The organism is Pseudodesulfovibrio tunisiensis, assembly GCF_022809775.1.
Classification (GTDB): Bacteria; Desulfobacterota; Desulfovibrionia; order Desulfovibrionales; family Desulfovibrionaceae; genus Pseudodesulfovibrio; species Pseudodesulfovibrio tunisiensis.
On sequence record NZ_CP094380.1, the window covers coordinates 2,515,466 to 2,540,307 of the forward strand.

19 protein-coding genes and 1 pseudogene are annotated in these 24,842 nt (G+C 59.2%); 4 read left to right on the top strand and 16 right to left on the bottom strand.

What is annotated here, in order from left to right; translation table 11 throughout:
- Nucleotides 1-211: 211 nt before the first annotated feature.
- The 3 genes from MPN23_RS12185 to MPN23_RS12195 form a co-directional block, all read right to left on the bottom strand.
- Nucleotides 212-2,026, bottom strand: a complete 1,815-nt coding sequence (locus MPN23_RS12185; RefSeq protein ID WP_243544465.1) for a BCCT family transporter — start codon at nucleotides 2,024-2,026, stop codon at nucleotides 212-214.
- A gap of 604 nt (nucleotides 2,027-2,630) precedes the next feature.
- Complete coding sequence (locus tag MPN23_RS12190; RefSeq protein WP_243544466.1) at nucleotides 2,631-3,491, bottom strand: GNAT family N-acetyltransferase; 861 nt, start codon at nucleotides 3,489-3,491, stop codon at nucleotides 2,631-2,633.
- Nucleotides 3,488-4,270: a polysaccharide deacetylase family protein gene (locus MPN23_RS12195; protein WP_243544467.1), complete on the bottom strand. Its 783-nt coding sequence runs from the start codon at nucleotides 4,268-4,270 to the stop codon at nucleotides 3,488-3,490. Before MPN23_RS12195 ends, MPN23_RS12190 begins: the two co-directional genes overlap by 4 nt.
- A gap of 114 nt (nucleotides 4,271-4,384) precedes the next feature.
- Here MPN23_RS12195 and MPN23_RS12200 point away from each other — a divergent pair, with 114 nt between their 5' ends.
- From MPN23_RS12200 to MPN23_RS12215, 4 genes and pseudogenes are all read left to right on the top strand, one after another.
- Nucleotides 4,385-5,494 (top strand): radical SAM protein, encoded by a 1,110-nt coding sequence (locus tag MPN23_RS12200; RefSeq protein ID WP_243544468.1) that lies wholly within the window; start codon nucleotides 4,385-4,387, stop codon nucleotides 5,492-5,494.
- Between the two features lie 166 nt (nucleotides 5,495-5,660).
- Nucleotides 5,661-6,829: pseudogene (locus tag MPN23_RS12205) on the top strand (glycosyltransferase family protein).
- Nucleotides 6,826-8,106 (top strand): glycosyltransferase family 4 protein, encoded by a 1,281-nt coding sequence (locus MPN23_RS12210; RefSeq protein WP_243544469.1) that lies wholly within the window; start codon nucleotides 6,826-6,828, stop codon nucleotides 8,104-8,106. Before MPN23_RS12205 ends, MPN23_RS12210 begins: the two are co-directional and overlap by 4 nt.
- A 205-nt stretch (nucleotides 8,107-8,311) precedes the next feature.
- Entirely contained in the window at nucleotides 8,312-9,358 is a 1,047-nt protein-coding gene (locus MPN23_RS12215) for a tetratricopeptide repeat protein (RefSeq protein ID WP_243544470.1), read from the top strand.
- A gap of 128 nt (nucleotides 9,359-9,486) precedes the next feature.
- Here MPN23_RS12215 and MPN23_RS12220 read toward each other — a convergent pair whose 3' ends face one another.
- The 13 genes from MPN23_RS12220 to caiA all read right to left on the bottom strand — a co-directional run bounded on the left by MPN23_RS12220 (nucleotide 9,487) and on the right by caiA (nucleotide 24,791).
- Entirely contained in the window at nucleotides 9,487-10,104 is a 618-nt protein-coding gene (locus MPN23_RS12220; RefSeq protein ID WP_243544471.1) for an MBL fold metallo-hydrolase, read from the bottom strand.
- A 244-nt stretch (nucleotides 10,105-10,348) separates the two neighbouring features.
- Entirely contained in the window at nucleotides 10,349-11,056 is a 708-nt protein-coding gene (locus MPN23_RS12225) for a TetR/AcrR family transcriptional regulator (RefSeq protein WP_243544472.1), read from the bottom strand.
- A gap of 459 nt (nucleotides 11,057-11,515) precedes the next feature.
- A complete protein-coding gene (gene panF, locus MPN23_RS12230) occupies nucleotides 11,516-12,985 on the bottom strand; it encodes a sodium/pantothenate symporter (RefSeq protein WP_243544473.1) in 1,470 nt (489 codons plus the stop codon).
- The gene (locus MPN23_RS12235) at nucleotides 12,982-13,305 is read right to left on the bottom strand and encodes a YhdT family protein (protein WP_243544474.1); all 324 of its coding nucleotides are present in this window, start codon (nucleotides 13,303-13,305) and stop codon (nucleotides 12,982-12,984) included. The genes panF and MPN23_RS12235 overlap by 4 nt, the downstream gene beginning before the upstream one ends.
- Nucleotides 13,306-13,566: 261 nt before the next feature.
- Nucleotides 13,567-13,854 carry a ferredoxin family protein gene (locus tag MPN23_RS12240; RefSeq protein ID WP_243544475.1) on the bottom strand — a complete coding sequence of 96 codons (288 nt, stop codon included), beginning with the start codon at nucleotides 13,852-13,854 and terminating at the stop codon, nucleotides 13,567-13,569.
- A complete protein-coding gene (locus MPN23_RS12245; protein ID WP_243544476.1) occupies nucleotides 13,851-15,137 on the bottom strand; it encodes an FAD-dependent oxidoreductase in 1,287 nt (428 codons plus the stop codon). Before MPN23_RS12245 ends, MPN23_RS12240 begins: the two co-directional genes overlap by 4 nt.
- Before the next feature lie 141 nt (nucleotides 15,138-15,278).
- The gene (locus MPN23_RS12250) at nucleotides 15,279-16,868 is read right to left on the bottom strand and encodes a sodium:solute symporter family protein (protein ID WP_243544477.1); all 1,590 of its coding nucleotides are present in this window, start codon (nucleotides 16,866-16,868) and stop codon (nucleotides 15,279-15,281) included.
- Nucleotides 16,869-17,681: 813 nt separating this feature from the next.
- The gene (locus tag MPN23_RS12255) at nucleotides 17,682-18,623 is read right to left on the bottom strand and encodes an FAD-binding protein (RefSeq protein WP_243544478.1); all 942 of its coding nucleotides are present in this window, start codon (nucleotides 18,621-18,623) and stop codon (nucleotides 17,682-17,684) included.
- Between the two features lie 10 nt (nucleotides 18,624-18,633).
- Nucleotides 18,634-19,407 (bottom strand): putative electron transfer flavoprotein FixA, encoded by a 774-nt coding sequence (gene fixA, locus MPN23_RS12260; RefSeq protein WP_243544479.1) that lies wholly within the window; start codon nucleotides 19,405-19,407, stop codon nucleotides 18,634-18,636.
- A gap of 115 nt (nucleotides 19,408-19,522) precedes the next feature.
- Nucleotides 19,523-20,374, bottom strand: coding sequence for a MaoC/PaaZ C-terminal domain-containing protein (locus MPN23_RS12265; protein WP_243544480.1), 852 nt, complete (start codon nucleotides 20,372-20,374; stop codon nucleotides 19,523-19,525).
- 119 nt (nucleotides 20,375-20,493) lie between these two features.
- Complete coding sequence (gene caiC, locus MPN23_RS12270; protein ID WP_243544481.1) at nucleotides 20,494-22,110, bottom strand: crotonobetaine/carnitine-CoA ligase; 1,617 nt, start codon at nucleotides 22,108-22,110, stop codon at nucleotides 20,494-20,496.
- Between the two features lie 266 nt (nucleotides 22,111-22,376).
- On the bottom strand, nucleotides 22,377-23,609 hold the full coding sequence (gene caiB, locus MPN23_RS12275) for an L-carnitine CoA-transferase (protein ID WP_243544482.1): 1,233 nt from the start codon (nucleotides 23,607-23,609) through the stop codon (nucleotides 22,377-22,379).
- Between the two features lie 45 nt (nucleotides 23,610-23,654).
- Nucleotides 23,655-24,791, bottom strand: coding sequence for a crotonobetainyl-CoA dehydrogenase (gene caiA, locus MPN23_RS12280; RefSeq protein WP_243544483.1), 1,137 nt, complete (start codon nucleotides 24,789-24,791; stop codon nucleotides 23,655-23,657).
- Nucleotides 24,792-24,842 lie beyond the last annotated feature (51 nt).

Sequence of the window (24,842 nt, forward strand, 5' to 3'; positions counted from 1 at the left end):
AGAAACTCGGGGGAAGCAGGCAAAGGAAGAAAAATTTCTTTTGAAGCCACCCCGTCTTGAGAATTGGGAAAGGCCCGGTGAATGTCTCGACAGAGCATTCATCGGGCCTTTTTCAATTCTCAAGACAGAATGGGGATCCAAGGGGCCTTGCTCCTTGGCGGGTCCGGGCAGAGCCCGGCCCCCCGGGAGGGTCGCCGAAGGCATTTTCTCCCTACGGACGTTTCCTTTTCCGCGCACTTTTTGCAGGCGGTGCATCCGGGGCCATGGGGATTTCGATCTTCTGGGTTTTGGGCTGCATCTTGTCGATGATGCGAGCGTGGTAGCTTTCCTCTTTCAGACCGCGATACAGACTGTAGCACATCACGAGCAGCACGAGGGTGAAGGGTAACCCGGTGGCAATGGATGCGCTTTGCAGGGCGACGAGTCCGCCGCCGAGGAGCAGAACTGCAGCGCAGAGCCCTTCAACCAGGGCCCAGAAAATACGCTGGGCCACGGGTGAATCGAGCTTGCCGCCGGACGTGAGGTGATCCACGACCAGCGAGCCGGAATCCGAGGACGTGATGAAGAAGATGCTGACCAGCAGAATGCCGATGAACGACGTTATCTTGGTAAAGGGGAAGCTCTGCAGCATCACGAACAGGGCCGTGGACACGTTGGAGGTGACCGCATCCGCAAGGCTGGCGGTTCCGGTGATCTGGAGCCACAGGGCGGAACCGCCGAAGCAGGACATCCAGAGAAAGGACAGGATGGTGGGGAAGATCATGACCCCGAGCACGAACTCGCGCACGGTACGGCCCTTGGAGATGCGGGCGATGAACATGCCCACGAACGGAGACCAGGATATCCACCAGCCCCAGTAGAAGATGGTCCACGGGTTCTGCCAGTGGCTGCCCTCGGCTCCGTAGAAGGTCTCCACCCAGAAGCTGAGCTGGGGCAGGTTCTGGATGTAGAAGCCGATGTTCTGGGTGAATGCCTTGAGGATGTAGACCGTGGGGCCGACCGCCAGCAGAAAGATCATGAACGCGGCTGCGGTGTACATGTTTGCCAGACTCAGGGTCTTGACGCCCTTGTCCAGCCCGGCGGCCACGGACACCACGGCGAGCAGGGTGATGACCACGATGAGAATCACCGCGACCTCCACGGTATCGGGCACGCCGAACAGGAAGTTCAGGCCCGAGGAGACCTGCTTCACGCCAAGTCCGAGAGACGTTGCCAGCCCGAACAGGGTGGCGAGCACGGACAGGACATCGATGAGATTGCCCCAGAATCCGTAGATTCTGTCGCCGAGCAGAGGGTAGAAGATGGACCGGATGGTCAGGGGCAGCCCCCGGTTGTAGGCAAAGAAGGCGAGGGACAGACCGACAAGGGCGTATATGCCCCAGGGGTGGATGCCCCAGTGGAAATAGGTGAGTCCGAGGGCGACCTGAGCGGACTGTGGCGTTTCCGGCGGCACGTCGAACATGGGCGACGGGGTCATGAAGTGGAACACGGGCTCGCCCACGCTCCAGAACATCAGGCCGATGCCCATGCCCGCGCTGATGAGCATGGCGTACCAGCTGAAGGTGGAGAATTCGGGCAAGGCGTCCGGCCCGCCGATGCGAATCTTGCCGAAATCGCTCATGGCGATGATCAGCATGGAAATGATGAAGAAATTGGCAGCCAGAATGTACAGCCAGCCAAAGGTGTCGCCGATGCCGTTCAGAAGGTGCTGGAATATGGCTGCGGACTGTTCGCGAAACGTGAGGGTCAGCACGATGAAGAGCAGGACCAGCCCGCCGGCGGCAAGGGAGACCTGGGGATGCAGATCGAATCCGAATCCGGACCAGTTGTTTTCCCCGGGCTTGTGACCATGGGACTGGTCGTAGTAGCTGGACGTGGGCACGATCTGCAGCCCCCGGAACTGCTGCCGATCGCTGATCGCCTTTTCCCGCTCGTGCTCCCAATGCTCGCTCGCCATGTGTATGGCCTTGCGCTTGTAGGACAGTTCCTTTTTCTTTCTTTTCTTTCGCTGATGCCGTTTCGCCATACACTACCTCTGCCGCGACAACGCAGCCCTATCCGCAAAAGGCATTCGCCCTTTGCTTCCGGTTTCAACACATACCGTGAACAGGAAAGTCAATTTTTGAATGGGGAAAAAGAGACGCAACCGAACACCGCACAACAAGCCAATCCAAGGCGAAAGTGTCGCACAATATCCGCCAACAATCAAAAAGTCGAAACCCAGCAAGCATTCAACCTCCTGCCTTTCCTCATTTATTAAATGATCCCGGCAGGAAGAACACAATTATAATCATCAGGATTCCACGAACCGCAAAACCGCCGCAAACGGCCTCATGCACATGCACGGACAATCTGCGACGGCTTCGACAAAAGGCTTTGGAAAGGCCTCCCCCCTCTGCCTCCTTCTTCAACAAGACAAATTCTCCCCGAATGGGGAGAAACAGGGGGCAACGGATCGCATGCCCTGAAACACCACACCAATCCACGCAAAACCGCCGCAAACAGCCCATGCACATGCACGGACAGTCTGCGGCGGTTTCGACAAAAAGCTTTGGGGAATCCTGACCCCCTTTCCCGAAAGGGGTTCAAGCCGCCGGAGGCCTCTTCAACGCCCGGCGACAGGCACCCTGCTAGTCCAGCTTGAGCCCCAGCAGCACGACTTCGGAATAGGCCAGATCAATGTCGGCCGGGGCCACGCGAGAGGACTTGCAGAAGCGCGGGGCCTTGATGCGCTCGACCTGCGCACCCGGGCCGTCGTTGTCCACGAACCGGCGATCCGCGGCCAGCACGCATTTGCCCTCGGGCAGAAGCGCCTCGGCAATGTCGTGCACCCGATCCGAGAACAGCCGGGCATTGGAGCGGTACAGCACGTCGTGATACAGGACATCGTCGCCCTTGAGCGCCCGGGAAAGCAGAAGCAGGCATTGCGTGCAACGCGTGGTGACGAGTACCGGAGTTGCAAAGAATCCCTGATGATCCTCGAACACCCGAAGCTCATTGGGATTGGCCTGCCGCCGAATTTCCTCGGGATCGGCCACCACTTCCAGATTGTCATAGGCATGGCCGTCCTTTTTCCAGAGCAGACGCTCCTCCTCCAGCACGTCCAGACCGAGCTTCCTGTAATGTTCCCTGCGCTTTGGCGAAAGCGAAACAACGGAATAGGTCACGTCCGGATCGGACGCGGCAAGACGCACGAGCTCGCTGCCCAACCCCTGCCCGCGATATTCGCGCATCAGGTACCAGGACGTGAAGTTCACGAACCGTTCGCGGTGGCCATTGATCAGACGGGACGAGCAGATGTGTCCGTGAAATCCCACGATGGCCCCGTCGTCCTCGACGACAAGACCGATGTCCGGGTTGTCCGCACACCAGTCCGGAGCGAACAGGCCGAGCCAGCGTTCCATGGAAAATTCGGGATTCATGCGGGAATGCAGCAATCGGCAGATGCCGACAACGTCTTCGCGTTCGGCTTTGCGGATGATGGGGTTCATGTCCTTGCCTCCTCGGGCCAGATTTCCGGGGGTACGGCCCAGCGTGCCGCGGGATGCCGGGCCAGTGCGGTTGCCAGTGTCTCGAAGAAATTCCATGCCGCCCGGTCCATTTCCAGATGATGCGTGAGAATGCCGGACGGCAGCAGCGGGTCATGTTCGCCGGTGCGCTTGCGCTGAAGATGCTCCACCAGATCGGCCACGCACCGGGTTTCGCCGCTGAATCGCGCCTGCCCGCTCTCCCAGTCGAGCAGATCGCAGGGCACGCCCACCACGCGTACGCCGGGAGGCGGCGTCGGCCCGGACCTGCGGTAGCCTGCGGAAACGCCTCGAATGCCCAGCCCGGGCAACTCGGGCCAGAGCGCGGGATCCATCCTGTTCCACGGCGGCACCACCACGGGCACGAATCGTTTGCCGAACAGACCGGACAGGATGTCCCTGCCCTGACGCAGATCGGCCAGCACCTGAGGCAGCGGACGGTGCAAGCCCAGCTCCCATGCTCCGTTGCCCTTGGGCGCATGATTCACATGGGCCAGCCCGTGCTGGAGAATCCAGATCAGCGGTTCGGACTCCAGCCGACGCGCCAGCGGCTCGCCGACCCGGGCCGGAATCGCAGCCAGCCCGCACGGCGCACCGTACCTGTTGGTCATGTTCAGCAGTTCGTCCAGTTCCGGACAGGGATGTGCGGCATCGTCGTCCCGCCACCAGAACAGGGCATCCCGGCCCGCAAGGGACCAGGCGTCAAGTTCCTTGAGCAGGGGGACAAGCGCGTTCGAGGTCATGGCATCTCCGCTGGGGGTGGCAGCCACGCCCTTTTATCAGAACCTATAGAGAAACGCCAATGGAATTGCTGGCATTTTTCCCTGTGCCATGGCAGTGTGGCTGCGGAGGTTTCCATGAACCCGCACGTCCCTGTGAACAACCTGCTGTGGAACATGACGCGCAAGTGCAATTTCCGTTGCGAATACTGCTACTTCCCGCATGACAACACCCCTGTCGAGACCACGCTTCCCGTGGAACGCATTCTGGATTTCCTGTCCGCAACCAACGAAAAATGGACCGTGGGCATGACCGGAGGCGAGCCGTTCATCTACCCGAAATTCGTGGATATCTGCGCGGCTCTCTCCGCAGAGCATAGAATCGCCGTAGACACCAATCTGTCGGTCTCGTCCAAGGTGCGGGACTTTGCCGAACGCATCGACCCGGACCGGGTGGACGATCTGTACGTGGCCCTGCACATTGCGGAACGGGAACGCGTCAAGGGGGTGCCCGCGTTCATCGAAAACGCACGGCTCCTGCTGGACAAGGGCTTCAACGTGATCGTGAACTACGTGGTGCATCCCGACCTGCTGGACCGCTATCACGAGGACGCGGCCCGTTTCGCTTCCCACGACATCCGCATCACGCCCCGGCCCTTCAAGGGCAGACACGAGGGCAGACGGTATCCCGAGGCATACGGAGAACAGGGCCGGGCCGTATTTGCGGACTTTCCGGAACAGGGACGCAAGATCGCCTACAATTTCGAGGGCATCCCCTGCTCGGCCGGACGCACTCTGCTGCGCATGGAACCGGACGGCACCGTGTTCCGCTGCCCGGGCGACAAGACCGTGCTCGGCAACGTCATGGAGGACGTGACCCTGCTGGATGGCGACGAACCGTGCCGGGTGCGGCGCTGTCCGTGCCGAGGGCTGGATCACCTCCGGCTGGAACCGTTTCAGCAGCACATGGTGAACGGGGTGCAGTACCTTGTGGTGGGCGACCCGGAAAACGCGCGTGCCGAGCTGGAACAGGCGGATTCGCTGCGCCCCGGACTGGGGCAGGTACTCAACAATCTGGGCGTTGCCGCATGGAAGCAGGGCCAACGCGGCGAGGCTGCGGACCTGTTTGCGCGCGGTCTGGATGCGGCTCCGGAGTCCGAGACCCTGCGCGCCAATCTTGCGGGCATACTGGATCCGGCCCCGGATTTCGAACCGGGCATCAGCCTGCGCATCGTGCCAACTGCCTGAACACACGGAAATAGTATCCTCAAGAGTATAAAATATTCAACCTTCTTAAACCTTTTGTAGACAGAAATTCGTCATGCAGGTAACGTGCTGGCTACTTCCGGAGGGAATGGGAGCCCTGTGGAAAAACAGAAATGAACCAGCCCGCGCCCCTGGCGCGTGATTCCATATGCACGAACCCGGCACCTACGATATCCTGATGTATTCCCACGACACCTATGGTCTGGGGCACATCCGGCGCACCATGGCCATCGCCCGGCACCTTGCCGAACCCGGGGTGAACATCCTCATCGTCACGGGCTCGCCCATTGTGGGCCGGTTCTCCTTTCCACAGGGCATCGATTTCGTGCGCATGCCCGGCATGATAAAAAAAGCAATTCCCTGTATGTGCCCCACTCCATCAAGGTGGACCCCAAGCACGCCATTTCCATCAGGAAAAACATCATCTCGGCCACGGCAAAAACCTTCAAGCCCGACCTGTTCATCGTGGACAAGGTGCCCACAGGGCTGAAGAACGAGGTCATGCCCACCCTGAAATGGATGCGCAAGCACCTGCCCTGCTCCAAGGTCGTATGCGGCCTGCGCGACGTGCTGGACAGTGCGAAAAGCACACGTGCGGAATGGAAGCGCAAGAAATTCGCAGATGTGCTGCGCGAGCTGTACAGCGAAGTCTGGGTCTACGGAGAGCAGTGCCTGTATGACGCGATCGAACAGTACGCCATTCCCGAGGACATTGCGGCCAAGACCGTGTTCACGGGCTACATTCCGCGCAAGCGGCCGGGCAGACGCAACGGCCGGAAAAAGGCCAAACAGGTGCTCGTGACCATCGGGGGCGGTGGCGACGGATACGACGTGCTGGACACGTATCTGCGCATGCTGGAGTCCAACGGCACCGTGGACTTCGAAACCCTGATGATCACCGGACCGTTTCTGGCCCCGAGCAAGCTGGACGAGCTGGCGGACCGCGCCCGGGCCGTGCGGGTACGCATCACCCCGTTCGTCAAGAACATCGAGAAGAAGATGTCGCTGGCCGACGTGGTGGTGAGCATGGGCGGCTACAACACCATGTGCGAGATACTTTCCCTGCGCAAACCCGCGCTGGTCATCCCGCGCGACATGCCGCGCGAGGAACAGCTCATCCGGGCCCGGGTATTCCGGGAACGCGGCCTGTGCGACTACATCAGGTGGGGCGAGGTCACGCCCGAACGCATGCGCGAAAAACTTGACACCCTGCTCAACCGCCCCGAACCCTACATCGACGCCATCAGCAATTTTCCCATGACCGGGCTGGATGTGATGCGCGAGCGCATAGCCCGGTTCCGCGAGGAATGTTCATGACCCGACATCCGGATTCCGACGGGAATTCCGCTGGTACCCTCGGCATGGTCCTGAAGGGGTACCCCCGCATTTCCGAGACCTTCATATCCAATGAAATACGGCTGCTGGAGCGGATGGGATTCCGTATCCACATCTTTTCCATGCGCGCGCCGCGCGAGAACTTCACCCACGATTCCATCAGGGAGATCAGGGCCCGGGTCACGTATCTGCCGGAAACCATGATCAAGGGGCTGCCCGCGCTCCTGCGCCAGACCTTCCGGTTCGCCCTGCGCCATCCGCGCCGATTCGGCAAGGGGCTGGCCCTGATGCGCACGCGATTCGCGCTGGCCCCCAAGGTGCATACATGGGTCAAGCACATCCTTCAGGGCGCATATCTGGCCCAGACCGTGGAGGACGAGCACATCGATCTGGCGCACCTGCACGCACATTTTGCGCACACCCCGACCACGGTGGCCATGTACGCGGCCATCTTCACGGATGTGCCGTTCAGTTTCACGGCCCATGCCAAGGATATCTATACGCAGGACCCGCGCCGCATTCTGGACAAGCTGGACATGGCCAGATTCGTGGTCACCTGCACGAAATACAACGAGCTGCACCTGCGTACCATCTGCCACAATGCCAGGCCGGTGCACTGCGTGTACCACGGCATCAATCTGGACCTGTTCTCGCCCAACGGCAAATCCGTGCAGGCAATGCCACCCTACGACATCCTGACCGTGGCCAGATTCGTGCCGAAAAAGGGACTGGACACGGTGCTGCGCGCCCTGAAGCTCCTGCGCGATCAGGGCATGGACTTCCGCTACACACTGGTGGGCGAAGGCACGGAACAACCGCGCATCACGGCCCTGATTCACGATCTCGGACTGGAGCACGTGGTCTCCCTGCCCGGCACCATCACGCATGATCAGGTCATCCGACTGCTGCACACTGCGGACTGCTTTGCCCTTGGCTGCCGCGAGGCCGAGGACGGGGACCGGGACGGCATTCCCAACGTGGTGGCCGAGGCCATGGCCGTGGGCGTTCCGGTTGCCGCAACCACGGTATCCGGCCTGCCGGAGATGGTGGAACACGAATCCACGGGCCTGCTCTGCGCCCCGAACGACCCCGCAGCCCTGGCCGCCAACATCCGCCGCATTCTGGAAGACGCGCCCCTGCGCGCCCGCCTCATCCCGGCCGGCATCGACAAGGTCCGCGCCGTGTTCGACAACAAGCAGCTCATCCGCGAGCTCGGCGAAATCTACGCGGCACACGGCGTGCCGAGAGCCGGGAACTGACGGACTGTTGGAAACCAAATCCCGGCAATCCGTTCACATGAATCATGGCGATTGATAGACAGACACATTGTTTTGTTGTATTCGATCGTCGTTTTTCAATATTTCCTTTGACTTCTTCTTGACCGCAAATCGAATGGTACGTCAGGCAATGCCGCTGACCTCATGATCCCAACAGGTATTCCTACTCATCGCAAGGAGTTGAAAAGTGCCCAACCAGATAAAACGCCTGACCATATTTTTCATACCATGTCTGGCCTTTTGTTTTCTGCTCGGATGTTCCAATGCGAAAAAGGAAAGAGAGGCTTGGGTTCTCACCAATTCGTTGGCAACACGCGATGCATACGAATCCTATATAAGAGAATTCCCTGAGGGTATTCATGTGGTCGATGCATCATGGAAACTGCTGAGCATGAAAGGCTCCGAGCAATCATACAGGAATTTTCTGTCGATGTATCCCGACAGCCAATACAGGGAGGATGCCCTGTGGGCAATTGCCCGGGAATCTCGCGACGTACGGGATTATGAGAAATATCTGGATGAATTCAAGCATGGAAAATACTCGGGCGAATGCACCTGGCTCATTGCCAAAGAGATCAATACCGTCGAATTGTACGAACAAGTGGCGGAATTGATTCCCGCCAGATTTCAAGACAAGCTGAAATCAAATCTGAGCAGACTCTATGAAGAGATGCTCGAATCCCAACTGGCCAGCATCGGCAGAGCAATCGTCGACAAATGTTTTCTTGGCGGACAAAACATTGATTGCTACGCAAAAAACATCACTCGCGTCGGCAAGGACATATTCAAGGCAGATGTAAGAATCGATTGGAATGGAGCCATATTCCGATCCAACATTCACGATACCAAAGGAAATCTTCTTTTCAATGCGGACACCAGGGAATACTACTACTCAAACGATTCCGAAACCTGCTACCCCGGCATGGCCATAGAGCTAAAGAACACCACCTCGCATACCGTGCAGCTTTGGCTTGCCTATTACAGCCCGATGGATTCCGACAAACTGCTCTCCGATGGCATTTGGGAAATTCCTCCGGGCAAGTATATGACATTCTCCTCCAACGGCTTCAAAGTCTCCACTTCCCGAAGAGGCTTTTTCTACTATGCCAAGTCCAAGGATGGAAGTCGTGAATGGGCAGGAGACAATCGCATTGAGGTAAACGGACAGACTCGAAACATGCGCGTCCACAACATGAAGCAGGAAGACAATGAACTCTGCGTTGTCCTGAGATGATTCGCGTCCTGACGGCAATGGCCTCAAGTGAGGCAGGAGCACAGGGACTCACTCCGACACAAACAAGAAAAACGGCCCGGCATCTCGCGAGATGCCGGGCCGTTTCGTTTTCTACAGGTCCATGCGGGCTACTTGAAAAAGGGGTTGTGTTCCTTTTCCTCGCCGGCCTTGGTGGCCGGGCCGTGGCCCGGAAGGAGCACGGTTTCCTCGGGCATGGTGAAGATGTGGGTGCGGATGGAGTTCATGAGATCCTGCGTATTGCCGCCGGTGTAGTCGGTGCGGCCCACGGAGCGGGCAAAGATCAGGTCGCCCACAAAGGCCACGCCTTCGTCCGGGAAATGGAAGGTCACGCTGCCCGGGGTATGGCCCGGGGTGGGCAGGACCACGCACTTGCAGCCCAGAAATTCCTGTTCGCCCAGTTCGAGCGGGGTGTAGGTGAATTCCTTTTCCAGTTCGGGATACCCCATTTCCCAGCCGTTGCGCACCTCTTCCTCGATCAGGAAGGCGTCCTTTTCATACACCAGCACCTCGGCTCCGGTCTCGTCGGCCAGTCTGGTCGCGCCGTAGAAATGGTCGAGATGGATGTGGGTGATGAGCACGTGCGTCAGTTCCAGACCTTCGGACTTGATGAGCTCCAGCACCTTTGCCGGATCGTCGCCCGGATCGATGAACACGGCCTTTCCATTGTCGGAAAGCAGGAAACCATTGGTCTGCAACGGGCCAAGGGGAATGATCCGAATCTGCATTATCTCTCCTCGAAAAGCTTATCCTGAATAAAGACGCCAACATGGATTGCGGAGCAAGGTTGATTTCCCTGCCGCCCGACGAATGGCGTCACGATTGCCGGAAGACATGATTGTCATGAAAATCCGTGCTTCCGGGCCTGCGTTCGGACCGGACAATCCATGTGGTACGGGCTACAATAGATATTCCCGAGCCAAGGTCAACGCACTTTTTGCTGTACGCTCGTTCGCTTGAACCGCAGAAATGCTAGCTCCAGCGTTCCATGACCCGTTCCAGCTCCCTGTCATGGCCGGGCAGCATGTAGCAGCCCAGAAGCTGGAAATAGTACTTCATGGTCAGACTGACAGCGGTTTCCCTGTCCAGTTCGCCGCTGCGCACGTCCTGCAGAATGGATTTGAAGACCCGGAGGCTCACGTCGAGAAAATCCACGGTGCCTTCGGTGGTGAAGAACCCTTCTTCCACGCAATAGTCCATCATGACCCGGTTGCGCGCATACATGTTGTTGATGTTGAAGAACTGGTTGAACGGCCTGGGCCAATCCTGCACCACCTTTTCCGGAAAAAGATCATAGTACTGGTGCGTGTATTCCTCAAGTTTTTCATCGCTGTGCGTAAAAAAGATCAGTTCGTACACTTCGGGATCGGCAAACGCGAACTCGGAAAAACATTTGCAGATGGCCATGTACCATTCGATGGAGTTCTCGCATTTGGCCAGATACGCGGGCAATGCCGCATGATACTCGTCCAGATAACTCATGGTGGCCAGGAAGACCAGATGCGGCAGATTGTCGAAATAATTGTAGAGGGTCGCGCTGGAATATCCTGCAATATCCGACGCCTTGCGGATCGTTACCGCATCGATGCCCTCTTTCTCGATGATCTCCCTGGCCGCTTCGATAAAGAACTTTATGGTGCGCTGCTGCTTGAGCTTCAGTCTGTCCTGAGATGTCTGCATGGCTTTCTTCAATACCTTTTATACTCTTCTCTCACATTCACAACAAACACTAGCCTGATAACATCTACTCGATTTCTTTTCCACGAAATCCCGGTCAAGGACCGAAATCAGAGCTTCCATCAGCACTCCGGAGGCTAATACTGCGCAAGTTGAGACTTCCCTGAAAGGGAGTGGTTTCGCCATGCGCGAGCATGGCAGATTTGCGGGATTTGGTTTTGCGTGCAACCATCTTCACGCCCTGCGCCTGACGAACGTACGGCACAACACGATCCAGCACACAGGGAACCCCTTCTCCCCGAAACATTGCGACCGCCATGGAAAAACCGACGTTGTCGATTCGGCTCCGCGGCCGCCCGCACATGCCGCTGCAATGCTGCTCCGGCCCCCCGACCGGATTGACGCGCGTCTTGCCCGTCCTGCCGGGCAAGACACACGATATTTTATATGTTATTCTTTTTTCTATCTTTTGTCAAAGTCGGCCAAGACCGGCTTTCCCAAATACGTTCCGACAGTGAACGCGATCAGCGCGGCCAATGTGGTGGGCACGATGGCGTGCCGCACCCCCATGGCCGGTTTCAGGATGCTGAGGGCAAAGAAGGTGCCGCAGCCGACCACGATGGAGGCCACGGCCCCGGTCGCATTGGCGCGCTTCCAGTACAATCCCAGCACGATGGGCCACAGGAACACGGCTTCCAGCCCGCCGAACGCGAACAGGTTGATCCAGACCAGCAGGTCCGGCGGCTCGATGGCCGCGAAAAAGACCATCAGCCCGATGACCGCCGTGGAAATCAGGCTCATGCGGCGCAGGCTGACCGGGGTCATGCGCGAGGCATCGCCCTTGAGCCTGTAGTGCACGTACAGATCCTTGATGATCGCGGCCGAGGCCAGCAGCAGCATGGAGTCCACCGTGGACATGATGGCCGCAAGCGGCCCGGCAATGAACACGCCCGCCCATGTCGGTGACAGCAGCTCCACGATCAGGGTGGGCATGGCCAGATCGCCCGCAGGCAGATTCGGAAACACCGCCCTGCCCAGCGTTCCGGCCAGATGCGCGCACAGGATCATGAACCCGATGATCAGGGTGCCGATGATCATGGCGTCGTGCATGGCGCGGGAGTCCCGATAGGCCATGCATCGCTGCGTGGTCTGGGGCAGGCCCAGCACGCCAAGGCCCACCAGCACCCAGAACGAGAGAATGAATGGCTGGGGCACGGCATTGTCCGGCCCGGTCGGCGTGATCAGTCCGGGATCGATGCTCTTGAGCGTGGCAACGCACTGCTCCATGCCGCCGCCAGCCTCGATCACGGCCATGAGCACGACCACCACGGCCACGACCATGACCATGCCCTGAATCGCATCGGTCAGGACAACGGCCCGAAATCCGCCGATCGCCGTGTACACGACCACGGTAATGCCGAACAGGACCAGTCCCACGATGTACGGATATCCGGTCACGGACTGGAACAGACGCGCGCCGCCGATGAACTGGGCGAGCATGGCGGCCATGAAGAACACGAGCAGGGCCACGGAACAGAGCACCACCACGGTGTCGCTTTTGAACCGGGCGCGCAGAAAATCCGTGAGGGTCACGGAATTGGTGCGCCGGGCCTCCATGGCGAACCGCTTGCCCAGCACGCCCAGCGTCAGAAAGGTGGTAGGCACCTGAATCATGGCCAGCAGAACCCAGCTCAGGCCGAGACGATAGGCCACGCCCGGGCCGCCCACGAAGCTGCTCGCGCTGGTGTAGCTGGCGATGATGGTCATGGCGAGCACGAACCCGCCCATGGACCTGCCGCCGATGAAGTAGTCCTCGAGAAATCCCTGCGAGGAACTGCTTGCTGCTGCCTTTTTTCTGGCCCACAGGGCCACGGCAAAGGAAAGGACCAGATACAGTGCCACCGGAATCATGATTTCCGAATTCGCGGTCATATGGCGTCCCTCCCGCGCCCGGTCTCCTCGGGCGGCACGCTCCCGTCGGGATCGCCGGACTCGCCGTCAAGCGGCATGTCCCTGTAGAAAAGGCGTACCATGGCCCAGAGCAGCAGCGTGATGAGCGGATAGCCCACGATGCAACTGTAGAAGAACCATTCGGGCAGTCCCAGAACATAGGCATACTGTTCCGGGTCGCTGTCGCCGAGTCCATAGGCGAACGCGTACCACCAGATGAAGTACAGACCGTACGCGCCAAGGGCGAGCAGGGCCTCCTTGTTGGCCTGGGCGTAACGCCAGTCCTGCTTTTTCTCTCTCATAACGCAATTCCTCACGGGGTGCGGGCAAGGTTGTTCCCGGCTCCGGACAAAAAATACAGGCAACGTCGGAGAACGTTGCCTGTATCAGTTTTCGTCATGGTGCGGGTGTGTGCAAGTGTCGTCGCGCGGCAAAGCTCCCGTTTCTCCTCAGCCCGGGGCTGGAGAAAGGGTCGTTCTCAGTAATGCTCCTCGGCATGGTGCCTTCGAGCTTGCATGGCTGCATTCACGGACACTTGGGTACCCTTCTTTGCGTCGGGCTGTCTAGCCGTAACGGTATTCAACGCCGAACGTGCCGTTCGGGTATTCCCATTTGCGGAGGATGGTATTTCCGCACAGGATGCGGCAGGTGCCGCATTCCAGACAGCCTGCGTAGTCGAAGTGGATGTTGCCGCTCTCGTCCTTCTTGTACAGACCGGCGGGACATGCGGCTTCGAGCTTGGCGAACTCCTTGGGATCGGGATTCTCCACGAGTTCGATATGCGGATTGCCTTCGTCGACAAAGAACTTGTTGACGCCCAGTTTCACATCGACATTCACTGCGTCGCTCATATGGATTTCACTCCTTTGAAACCGTCTTTGATCAGGTTCATGAAACCGACTTTCTTCAGATGGGGCATGACCTTCTTGCGCAGGGGCGCGGAGGCGCCGTTGATGGTGAAGAGGTCGTTCATGATGCCGGTCACCATCTCCGGGTACTCGTTGTACATGCGGGTGTTGTCCAGAAAACCCGGCAGGTTCCTGTACAGTTCCATGTCCTTCATCACGAAGCTGTTTTCCAGCGCGCTCTTGTAGGAGGACAGGGAGCCCTCGGAAAAGTCGCCCTTTTCCTTGGCCGCGATCACGGCATTGGCAGCGGCTTCGCCGGAAGCGATGGCCAGATCCATGCCGCGCACGGTGTAGCCCACGTTCAGGCACAGACCGGCTGCGTCGCCCGCGATGAGCACGCCGTCGGCCACCATCTTCGGCAGCATGGCGAGTCCGCCCTCGGGCACCACGTGGCCGGAGTATTCAACCGAGGAACCGCCCTCGATCAACGGCTTGACCGTGGGATGGTTCTTGAAGTCCTCCAGCATCTGGGGAACGCTCTTGCGCACTTCGGCCACGTTGTGCAGGCCGAAGACCAGCCCCAGAGACACGGATTCCTTGTTGGTGTACAGGAAGCCGCCGCCCATGTAGCCGGCGGAGGGCATGCCCGCGAACAGCCAGGCAGCGCCGCCATTGCCGGAACAGCCGAAGCGGTCGTTGATCTGCTGTTCGCTGAGCTGGATGATTTCCTTCACGCCCACGGCGCAGTGGTGCGGGCTGACCTTGGGAACCAGACCGAGCTTTTCGCCGAGGATGGAGTTCACGCCATCGGCCAGAATGACCACATCGGCCTCCATTTCCTCGCCAGCCGCGATCACGCCGCAGACCTTGCCGTCGCGCACGATCAGGTCGTCCACGCGGATGCCGGGCACGATGCTGGCTCCGGCGTCCTCGGCCTTTTCGGCCAGCCACTGGTCGAAGCTGGAACGCATGACCGAGTAGGAGCGGTTCGCGGGATCACCGGCCTCGGGAGAGGCGTAGTCCAGCGTGGTGCTGCGGGTCTCGTCGATGAAGGAAATCTTCTCGTGGACAATGCAGCGCTCCACCGGAGCCTCTTCCGCGAAGTTCGGGAAGATCTTTTCCAGACTGTGGGCATACAGCCGACCGCCGGTCATGTTCTTGGCACCCGGGAAGTTGCCGCGCTCGATCACGAGCGTTTCCAACCCGGCCTGGGCCAGCAGATAGGCGGCGGTGCATCCGGCCAGACCGGCACCCACCACAATTGCATCAAATTTGTCTTCAGACATCGGTTACCTCACACAAGGGCACATAGGCCAAAGAGATGTTGGTTGTTTTCTCGAAACGGCCCCCCATACACGAATCAAGAGCCGTACCATCCCAATAGTATTTGCTGATTATCGAAAACCCCTCTCCCCTGCTCACGGGAATCAGAACGGCAGGACCTCCCTGCCGAGAATGGCATTGTAGGGCAACGCCCAGTTAATGATGAGAAACGTGGAAAGCGCCACGCCCGCGAAAACCAGAAGCCAGCCGTAAATCCTGTCCCGGCGATAGTCGGCCACAAGGGTTTCCCCTCGGGGAATGACATGCAGACCGGCCTGAAATTCGGTTTCCTCACGGGAACGGGTCTGGCCTCTGGATCCCAGAATGCCGAGCACCACGCTCACGACCACGCCGATGAAGAACGGATCGAAAATGTTGTTGAACGGCACACCCGCCAGTTCCTTGAGCAGCTTGCAGACGAAGTAGCCCGCAAACCCGCCGACCATGGCGTAGTATGCACCGCGCTCGGTGAGCTTTCTGCTCCAGATGCTGGCAAAGGCCACGTATCCCCACGAAGCGGCCAGAATGGTGCTGGCGAACCACGTGATGATCCGGATCGTGGACAGGTTCAGGCAGGCCAGAACAAGGGCGACAACGCCCACCACCAGCACCATGATGCGGGTGAAGTTCAGATGGCTGGCCTCGCTCTTGAAATCGAGATCAAGGACATCGCTGGAAAGACTGAAGCTGATCACGGACAGGAACGTGGAGGCCGAGGAAAGTCCGGCGGTCATGATGCCGGTGAGCAGCAGCACGCCGATGAACTTGGGCATGACCTCGGTCGCGGCCCAGATGATGACCTGTTCCGGCTGCGCCATGCCCGGATTGATCTGGATCATGGAGATGGCCATCACATACAGATAGAAGAGAAAGAAGATGGTCAGCAGGCAGGACACGGCTCCGGAACGGAACGTGACGTGCTCGTTTCTGGCCATGAGGTTGCGGCCCGCCTGCCACGGGCTGACGCTCACCGCAATGAGCCAGATGATGCCCATGGTCACCGCGTACCACACGATGTCGAACACCGAACCGCCGCCAGTGTTGCCGTGGTAGTCGAGCAGACCTTCCGGGGTGTTGGGATTGGCCGCGAGATTGGCCACCAGATCGCCCAGACCACCGGCCGCGCTGAACACGTACGGCCCGGCAACCATGGTGGCGATGAGGAAGAAGATGCACATCAGGGTGTCGGTCAGGATGACGCCCTTGGACCCGGAATACATGGTGAAGCAGGTGATGCAGAACCAGGCGATGACCAGACAGGTGATGCGGTCGTATCCGAGCAGGGTCTGCATGAGGATGCCCGTGCCCTGAATCACGCTGAGCAGATACGCGGCAAGAGACACGATGGTGGTCAGCCCGGCGAACCGGCGGATGCGTCGGCTGTTGAAGCGCTGGCCGAAATAGGACGGCATGGTGTTGACCTTGGCGCGACGAATGTATCGTCCGAAAAACAGGGGGCCGAGAATGTAGCCGCAGGCGCACAAGGTGTTGAGCAGGATCATGGTGGTGATGTTGCCGCCGTAGCAGTAGGCGGTGTCACCCATGAAGCCGTTGGTGCTCAGCATGGAAGCGAACAGGGTTCCGGTAATCAGGATGGTCGGGGCATTGCGGCCACTCACGTAGTAGTCCTCGACCCCCTTGACCTTTCGTCCGGCATAGGAGCCGATCAGAATGTAAATTAAAACACTGACCATGACTCCAATTGTATATATACTCACAACGCAGCTCCCGTTATCCTTGTTTTCCGCTTGTTCCGTGTTTCTTTTCTTCCCGGTACAGAGTCCAGTTCATGAACAAGCCGACCGCAGCGATACATGCGCCGACAAATAGCGAGAAAATCAATTCACCCATTGAGAGTCACCATTCCTTTTCCCTCTCCAACGGCCCTTCGCGCGTTCATGAGGTCCATGCTGCAGAGAGGATATGCCTTTCCGCGTCCACGCAAAATCGCGTTGCTGCGTGGATGCGGCTCACGTTGTTGTTTCCGCTGTCAGACGTCATGTGATGGGCAGGCCTGTCCGGAAAGTCACCGGAAACGCCACTCATCAAGGTGGGGGAACGCCGTCTGACGCGTTCGTATCAATAATGGCAATGCAAATTGGAGGGGCTGAACAGGAACAGGAGAATCGGATGGACCGCTCTGACCATGACCGCCATCATGTAAAGCGGGCTTCGGAAGTATGTCTTTCCCCGAGGTCCCGACCGGAAATCCGGTCCGAGACGACCCGAGCGTCGTAAACCAGGTCCGGCTTTACCGCAAGATGCATATTCCGGTGGAGGAAATTTCATGGGGAACGATATGCATGTCCTGCGATCCTGCCCGGGCAGCGCGCCGTGTGACGCGGCCCGAATTGCGGCCTTCCGAAAAGCGCTCCGCTCATGGCATCGCGCTCAAGTCTGTTCTCTGCTTTCAGCTACCCTGTTTCATTTCCTCCGTTTTTTCCCGTGGCAGGCAGGACCGCCTTGCCGCGTCGTCAGCAAGCCGGCCCCACCCATGCACTCTTGAGCTAGGCCTTGAAGGCTTCGATCAGTGCGGGAACCACAGTGTAGAGATCTCCCACGATGCCGTAGTCGGCGAACTGGAAGATCGGAGCATTCTTGTCCTTGTTCACGGCAACGATGGTCTGGGCGCCGTTGGCACCGACCATGTGCTGAATCTGACCGGAGATGCCCAGGGCCAGGTAGACTTCGGGCTTGGGCATGACGCCGGAAATGCCGACGTAACGCTCCTGCTCCATCCACTTCTCGCCTTCGGCGATGGGACGGGAGCAGCCCAGCTCGGCACCCAGCACGGAGCACAGCTCTTCGGCGAGCTTGAGGTCTTCCTGCCTGGCAATGCCGCGGCCCACGGAAACAACGCGCTTGGCCTTGTTCAGGTCCACGCTGCTGCCTTCCTTGGCGCGACGCTCGATGCACTTCACGGAAGCCTTGGGCTCCACGAAATCCACGGCAACGGTCTCGCCGGAGCGGGAGGCGTCAGCCTCGGCAGCGGCAAAGGTACCGGCGGCAGCCACGAGAATGGCGACCTCGGAGGTGATCTTCTCGGCACCCAGAGCCAGACCGCCGTAGACCATGTGCTTGGCCTGCACGGAACCCTCGGCAGCCTCGATCTCGGCAGCCTCGGTGATGACACCGGCATTCAGGCGCACACCCAGCAGGGAAGCCAGAGCCTTGGAACGGCGGGTGGAGGGCAGCAGCACCAGGGAAGAACCGCCTTCGGCGATGACCTTGGCCATGGTGTCGGCGTAATTCTCGACAATGCGGGCGGAGTCGGCCTCGCCAAGATGGTAGACCTTGGCGGCGCCGTAAGAGAAGGCAGCGGCCACGTCATCCTGGGAACCGATCACGAAAGCGGAAACCTGCTCGCCGAGCTCGAGGCCACCGGCCACGACTTCGGCAAGGCGGGAGGCCGCGTCACTGAACACCCATACGTTGGAAAACTTGCTCATTTCATTCCCCCTAGTTCAACACTTTGCGCAAGTTGCTCACGAATTCGGCGATCTTGTCCTCGGCGTCGCCTTCAACGATGATGTTCTTGCGGTCCTTCTGTTTCGGGGCCTTGACCTCGACCAGCTCCACCAGGGCGGAATCGGCTTCCAGACCCAGATCCGCAGCGGACATGGCATTCACGGGCTTCTTGGAAGCGGCGAGAATGGCCTTCATGCCGGGAATGGTGGGCTCGTTGATGTCGGCGGACACGGACACGACAGCGGGAAGGGCGATTTCCAGCACTTCCACTTCGTCTTCCAGAGCGCGCTCCACCACGAGCTTGCCGGCCTCGGCGGACACGATCCTGCTCACGCCGGAAACAGTGGCCACTTCCAGCTCCGCGCCCAGACGCAGGCCAACCTGCTGGGCATAGAGGTCGCCGGAACCGTCGCCGCACAGGATCAGGTCGAAACCGATCTTTTCGGCAGCGGCAGCCAGCACCCTGGCGGTCTGGTGAGGCAGAGCATTCTTGAAGCCTTCGTCGATGACGGCGGCCAGCTCATCGTTTCCGCGGGACAGAATGTCCTTGCGGGCCTTGGTGTTTTCCAGCTCCTTGCCACCCATGCTCAGGGCGGTGATGGTGCCTTCGCCGACCATGCCCTTGATATCAACGGCAGCCTGGACAGCGTTGAGGTCGAACTGGCTGATCTTGGGAGCGGCCTTGCTCAGGTCGAGCGCGCCGTCCTTCTGAACAGCGATGTCCTGCTCTTCAGGGACGAGTTTACAACCAACAATGATTTTCATACTTCTCCATCCTGTCTTATCTAGTGCTTTAGAGCCGCATCCCGAAGGGTGCGACTCTTCCCGCAATCGGCTCCGCACCCGGAAGATCCGGATGCGGAGGCCGTTAACAGTTCAGTTACTTCCACTCCGCCAGAGCGTAGTTGAGGTAAGCGATCTCGGGGTTCTCCGCATCGATGACACGGAAGTGAACGGAATTGTCGTCCCACTTCCAGATCTGGGTCTTGGCGGTGCATCCCGGGTACAGGGACTTGGTGATACGGGTCTTGAAACGGGTCAGACGCTCGGGCTCGCCCGGAATCATGGTCGAGATGATGTGGCGGCAGGCCTGACCAGCGGTGCTCACCGCATGCAGGTTCGGCTTGGGATGGCCGAATTCCTGGGCGTAGGCCCAGTCGATGTGCTGCGGATGATAGTCGCCGTTCAGGCGGTAGATCAGGGCGCGGTTCAGGGCCACGGTCTCGACAACCTCGAAGTCGGGCTCGCGATCGGGAATCTCGACGATGTCCTTGGGAGCCTTGGGGCCACCCCAGCCGCCGTCGTACAGGGCGCAGTCCCAGCTCTCGTTGGTGAACAGCTTGGTGCCGTTCTCGTCGTAGGTGTCGCCGATGTGCTGAGCCAGCAGGCCACGGCCTTCGCCACGGTCGTACAGGCCCTTGAGCAGCACTTCGGTGCGCAGGGTGCCGGACAGTGCGGTCATGGGCTGGTGGAACTGGAGGTCGAAGCCCCAGTGCAGGGAACCGCCCCAGTTGAAGCCGTAGTCGATGGTCTTGGTGACTTCGCTGTCAACGATGGGCATGGCAGCGAACATCGGCAGGATCTTCATGTCCTTTTCGTACACGTACTCGAGGTCGGTCTTGCCGTCGAAACCGGCGCCGCAGCTGATGGCGAACAGGCTCAGTTCACGGAAATCGTAATCCCGCATGAACGGACCGTAGGTCTTGCCTTGCATGTCCAATTTCAGTGCCATTGGAGTTCTCCTTTGTCTTGAAGACAATGTTTAATTTTTGACAAGTGATTAATAACTAAACATGATCAGCAAACAGAATGGACTTCACCGTCTTCAGCACTCGGCTTTCCCGTCGTTCCCTAGTTCACCAGCACATTGCCCTGCGCATCGCGAGAAGCGGCACAGGCTGCAACGGCTTCGTCCCTGAGGACGTTCTTCCGCACCTTTCCGGTGCAGGTTCTGGGAAAGTCTGTACGAATTTCAATGGAAGAAGGCACCTTGAACTTGGCGATGTGTTCGGTGCAATAATCGAAGACATCCTCCACAGTGAGGGTCTCCCCTTCCTTGACGACGATAAAGGCCTTCACAGCCTCGTCACAGATATCGTCCGGAATACCGACAACCGCAGCGTCGACGATCTTCGGATGCGTCACGAGGAAATTCTCGATCTCCGTGCTGGAGATGTTCTCGCCGGACCGCTTGATCAGATTCTGCTTGCGATCCACGAAATAGAAATATCCGTCCTCGTCCATGTACCCCTTGTCTCCGGTGTGGAGCCAGCCGCCGCTGGTCAGGGTCCGGGCCGTTGCCTCGGGCTCCTCGTAGTACTCCCGGAAAATGGTCCGCCCGGGCTCGCCCTTGATCAGGATTTCACCCAATACCCCGGGTGCGGCCTCGTTGCCGGCCTCGTCCGCGATCCTGGCCTCGTAGCACAGGCCGGTCTGGCCGATGGAGGGCCAGCGACGTTCCGCGCCCGGACAGTCGCCCAGAATGCCCACGATGGTCTCGGTCATGCCGTAGGAGGTGAACAGGCGGACATTGAACCGCTCGATGAATGCGTCCTTTTCCGCCTCGGAAATGTTGAGAAAGAACATGACCTCGCGCAGACAGTGGTCCTTTTCCCAGACCTGCTGCGGCTGAAGCATCAGGGTGCGGATCATGAGGGGGATGCATTCCGTGACCGTGGCGCGATGCAGGCAGACCTGCCTCCAGAATCTGCGGGCGCTGTACTTTTCCAGAAGGATGAAGGTCGCGCCGATGGTGAAGGTGGGCATGGCTGCGGTGCACTGGAAATCGATGTGGCACGAGGGCATCATGGTCATGAAGCGGTCATCCTCGCGCAGATTGCACTGCCACGCGGTGTAATGACCGGCAAAGACCTGATTGTAGTGGGTGATGACCACGCCCTTGGGATTGGAGGTGGTGCCCGAGGTGAACAGGATTTCCGCAGTGTCGCTGCTGCTCAGGGGCACGACCCGTTCCAGTTCCGCGGACTGCTCGCGCAGCAGCCTGCTGAAATTTTCCGCACCGGGGAATTCCCGGCCAACAGGCTCCCGGGCGATCAGAATGCCTTCCAGGGCAACGGTCTTTTCCTCCATCATCTTTTCGTACTGATGGGCGAACCGCTCTTCCGCGACGATGAACCGAGGGGCGCACTTCTGCAGGATGTACAGGGATTCCCCGTGCAGATAGTGCACGTTGATGGGGACCATGATCGCACCGATCTTGGCAAGGCCGAACCAGACGGCCAGAAATTCGGGGCTGTTGTGCAGCTGGACGGCGACGCGGTCGCCCTTTTCCACGCCGAGACCGAGAAACAGGTTCGCGGCCCGGTTTATTTCGCCGTTCAGTTCGGCGTAGGTGTATTCGCTCGTCTCGCCCGAGGTGGACTCGAAAACGAGCGCGGTCTTTGCGCCATGGCGTTGGGCCAGCCCGTCCCAAACCTGGCGTAATGTCCTGTCGCCTATGATATCCATGTCAATTCCCCGTCATTGAGCAACTGGCAGAGCCGTGCCTCGGCAGCGCAAACTGATGAACAGCGCGTCGAGGGCTGTCAAATTGGTACTTGTCAATAATTGTGATTTGCGCCGGGAGGTTGCGGATTGTTCAGGAGTGCCTTGCCGCGGTATGGCCGAAACAGCCTTCCCCCTGCAAGCAGGAGAGCAAGGGGTGCCCGTGGCGTTTCGGGCCACATGCACTGCACCCCTTGAACAATCCGCTGAACCTCTCTTTTATCGGCCCCTTAGTTCTTCTTGGGGGCTTCGCCTATTTTCACGAGTTTCTTCTCGGCGAGTTCGTTGATCTGCTCCTCGGAGTAGCCGATCTCGCTGAGAATGTCGGTGGTGTCCATGCCCTGATTCGGCATGGGACGCCACACCTTGCAGGGGTTGTTCTTGAACTTGGGCATCACGTTGGGGCCCTTGAACTTGCGTCCGGACAGGGTCTCCCATTCGGTGAAGGACTCGCGGGCGATGTACTGGGGATTGTCCTCCAGTTCGGTGAACTCCAGCACCTTGGCGCCGGCGATCTTCATTTCGCCCAGAGCCGCGAGAGCTTCCTCGACGTTGCGTTCGGCAAAGAACTTCTCCAGTCCGCCCTCGAACTCCTCGGCGTAGCGATTCTCGCGAGCGATGAGCTGAGTGCCTTCCGGAATTTCCTCGGTGCCGAGCAGATGCTCGATGCCCAGCGTCTTGAACATCTCGATCATCTGGTTCACGCCCACGACTTCGGTGACGACGTAGCCGTCCTTGCAGTTGAAGAGACCGCAGCCAGCCCAGATGGGATCGCGGCCCTTGACCTGACGGGGGCAGATTTCGCCACCGTTGAAGTAGTCGATCATGTAGTACTGGCCCACGCGAAGCATGGCCTCGTACATGGCGATGTCGATGCTTTCGCCCTTGCCGGTCTTCTGCACATTGTAGATGGCAGCCAGAACCGAGCTGGTCACGGTGAAGCCGCAGATGTAGTCGGCAGTGTACGGGAACGCCGCCATGGGCTGATCCTTGTCGCCGTTCTGAATCAGGTAGCCGCTGAAGGCCTGGGCGATGGTGTTGTAGGCAGCGCGATTGGTGTACTCGTCGTCACCGTACTGGCCGAAGCCGGACAGGTGGGCGATGACGAGCTTGGGATTGCGCTCCCACATCACTTCGTCAGTGATGCCGCGGCGGGCAAAGGCGGGGCCCTTGCTGGATTCGATGAACACGTCCGCAGTCTCGATCAGCTTGAGGAAAGCCTCCCTGCCCTCGTCCTTGAAGATGTTCATGGACAGAGCGTACAGGTTGCGGCGAGACAGTTCGGGGTAGTTCTTCTGCACACGGATGGTGTCGGCGTAGGCCGTATTCTCGATCCAGATGACTTCCGCGCCCCATTCCGCGAACATCTGTGCGGAGAAGGGACCGGCGATCTCGATGGCGGAAAACACGACGCGCATGCCGGACAGCGGTCCGAACTTGGGGGTCTGCAACTTCTTGGTCATTGTGACGTATCCTTGTATTGAAACGGCGAATGTTCGCCGAAATCCTTAACGGTACTGCTTCAGGACGGCGCGGCCCAGGGTCAGGATCTGCATTTCGTCGGAACCGCCGGAGAGACGGTCGATGCGCAGATCGCGCCAGAAGCGGCCCACGCGGTGACCGGTCACGCCGATGCCGCCGAGCACCTGCATGGCAGTGTCCACGACGTAGAAGGCGGAGTTGGCGCAGTAGTACTTGCACATGGCGGAGTCGCCGGAGGTCATGGTGCCGTTGTCGCACTTCCAGGCGGTCTCAAAGAGCATGTTCTTCATGCTGTTGATCTTGATGGCCATGTGGGCGAACTTTTCCTGAATGAGCTGGGTGCGGCCGATGGCTTCGCCGAACTGCACGCGCTGGTTGGCGTACTTGGCGGCGTCCTCGTAGGCGCACAGGGCAATGCCGTAGTTGGTGCAGGCAACCAGGAAACGCTCGGCGTCGAACTCTTCCTTCACGCGGTTGAAGCCGTTGCCGTCCTCACCGAACAGGTCCTTTTCCTCGAGCTCGACATTGTCGAAGACGAGTTCGCAGCAGCTGTCCATGCGCAGGCCGAGCTTGTCGAGCTGGTTGCGCTTGATGCCGGGCTTGCTCATGTCCACGAACCACTCGGAGAAGACCGGCTTGTCCGGGGAATCCGCGTCGCGAGCCATGACCACGATATACGGGCAATGGGCGCTGGAGGTGATGAAGCACTTCTGGCCGTTCAGGTACACCTTGCCGTTCTTGCGGGTGTAGGTGGTCTTCAGGCTGCCCACGTCGGAACCGGCGCTGGGCTCGGTGATGGCGGAGTTCCACATCTGCTCGCCAGTGCCGCGGTAGGCGAAGATCTTGTCGATCTGCTCCTGGGTGCCCCAGCGCAGGATGGTGCTGAAGCCGGGCAGCTGGTACAGGACGTAGGTCGGAGCGCCGTGGCGGCCGAGTTCGGCCCAGATCGCGGTCAGGGTCACCATGCTGGCGTCCATTCCACCGTGCTCCTCGGGGAGCAGCATGGTGTCGATGCCGAGTTCGGCGAGTTCCTTGACCCAGCGGATGGGATATTCGTGCTTTTCGTCGCACTCCACGAAGTAGGGTTCCCAGTTCTCACGAGTCATGAGCTCGCGGACAGCGGCGACAAACAGTTCCTGTTCTTCGGAAAGATTGAAATCCATGAGGAATTCTCCTTTAGGTTTTCCTAGGTTATCGACTATTTTCTACTGGCT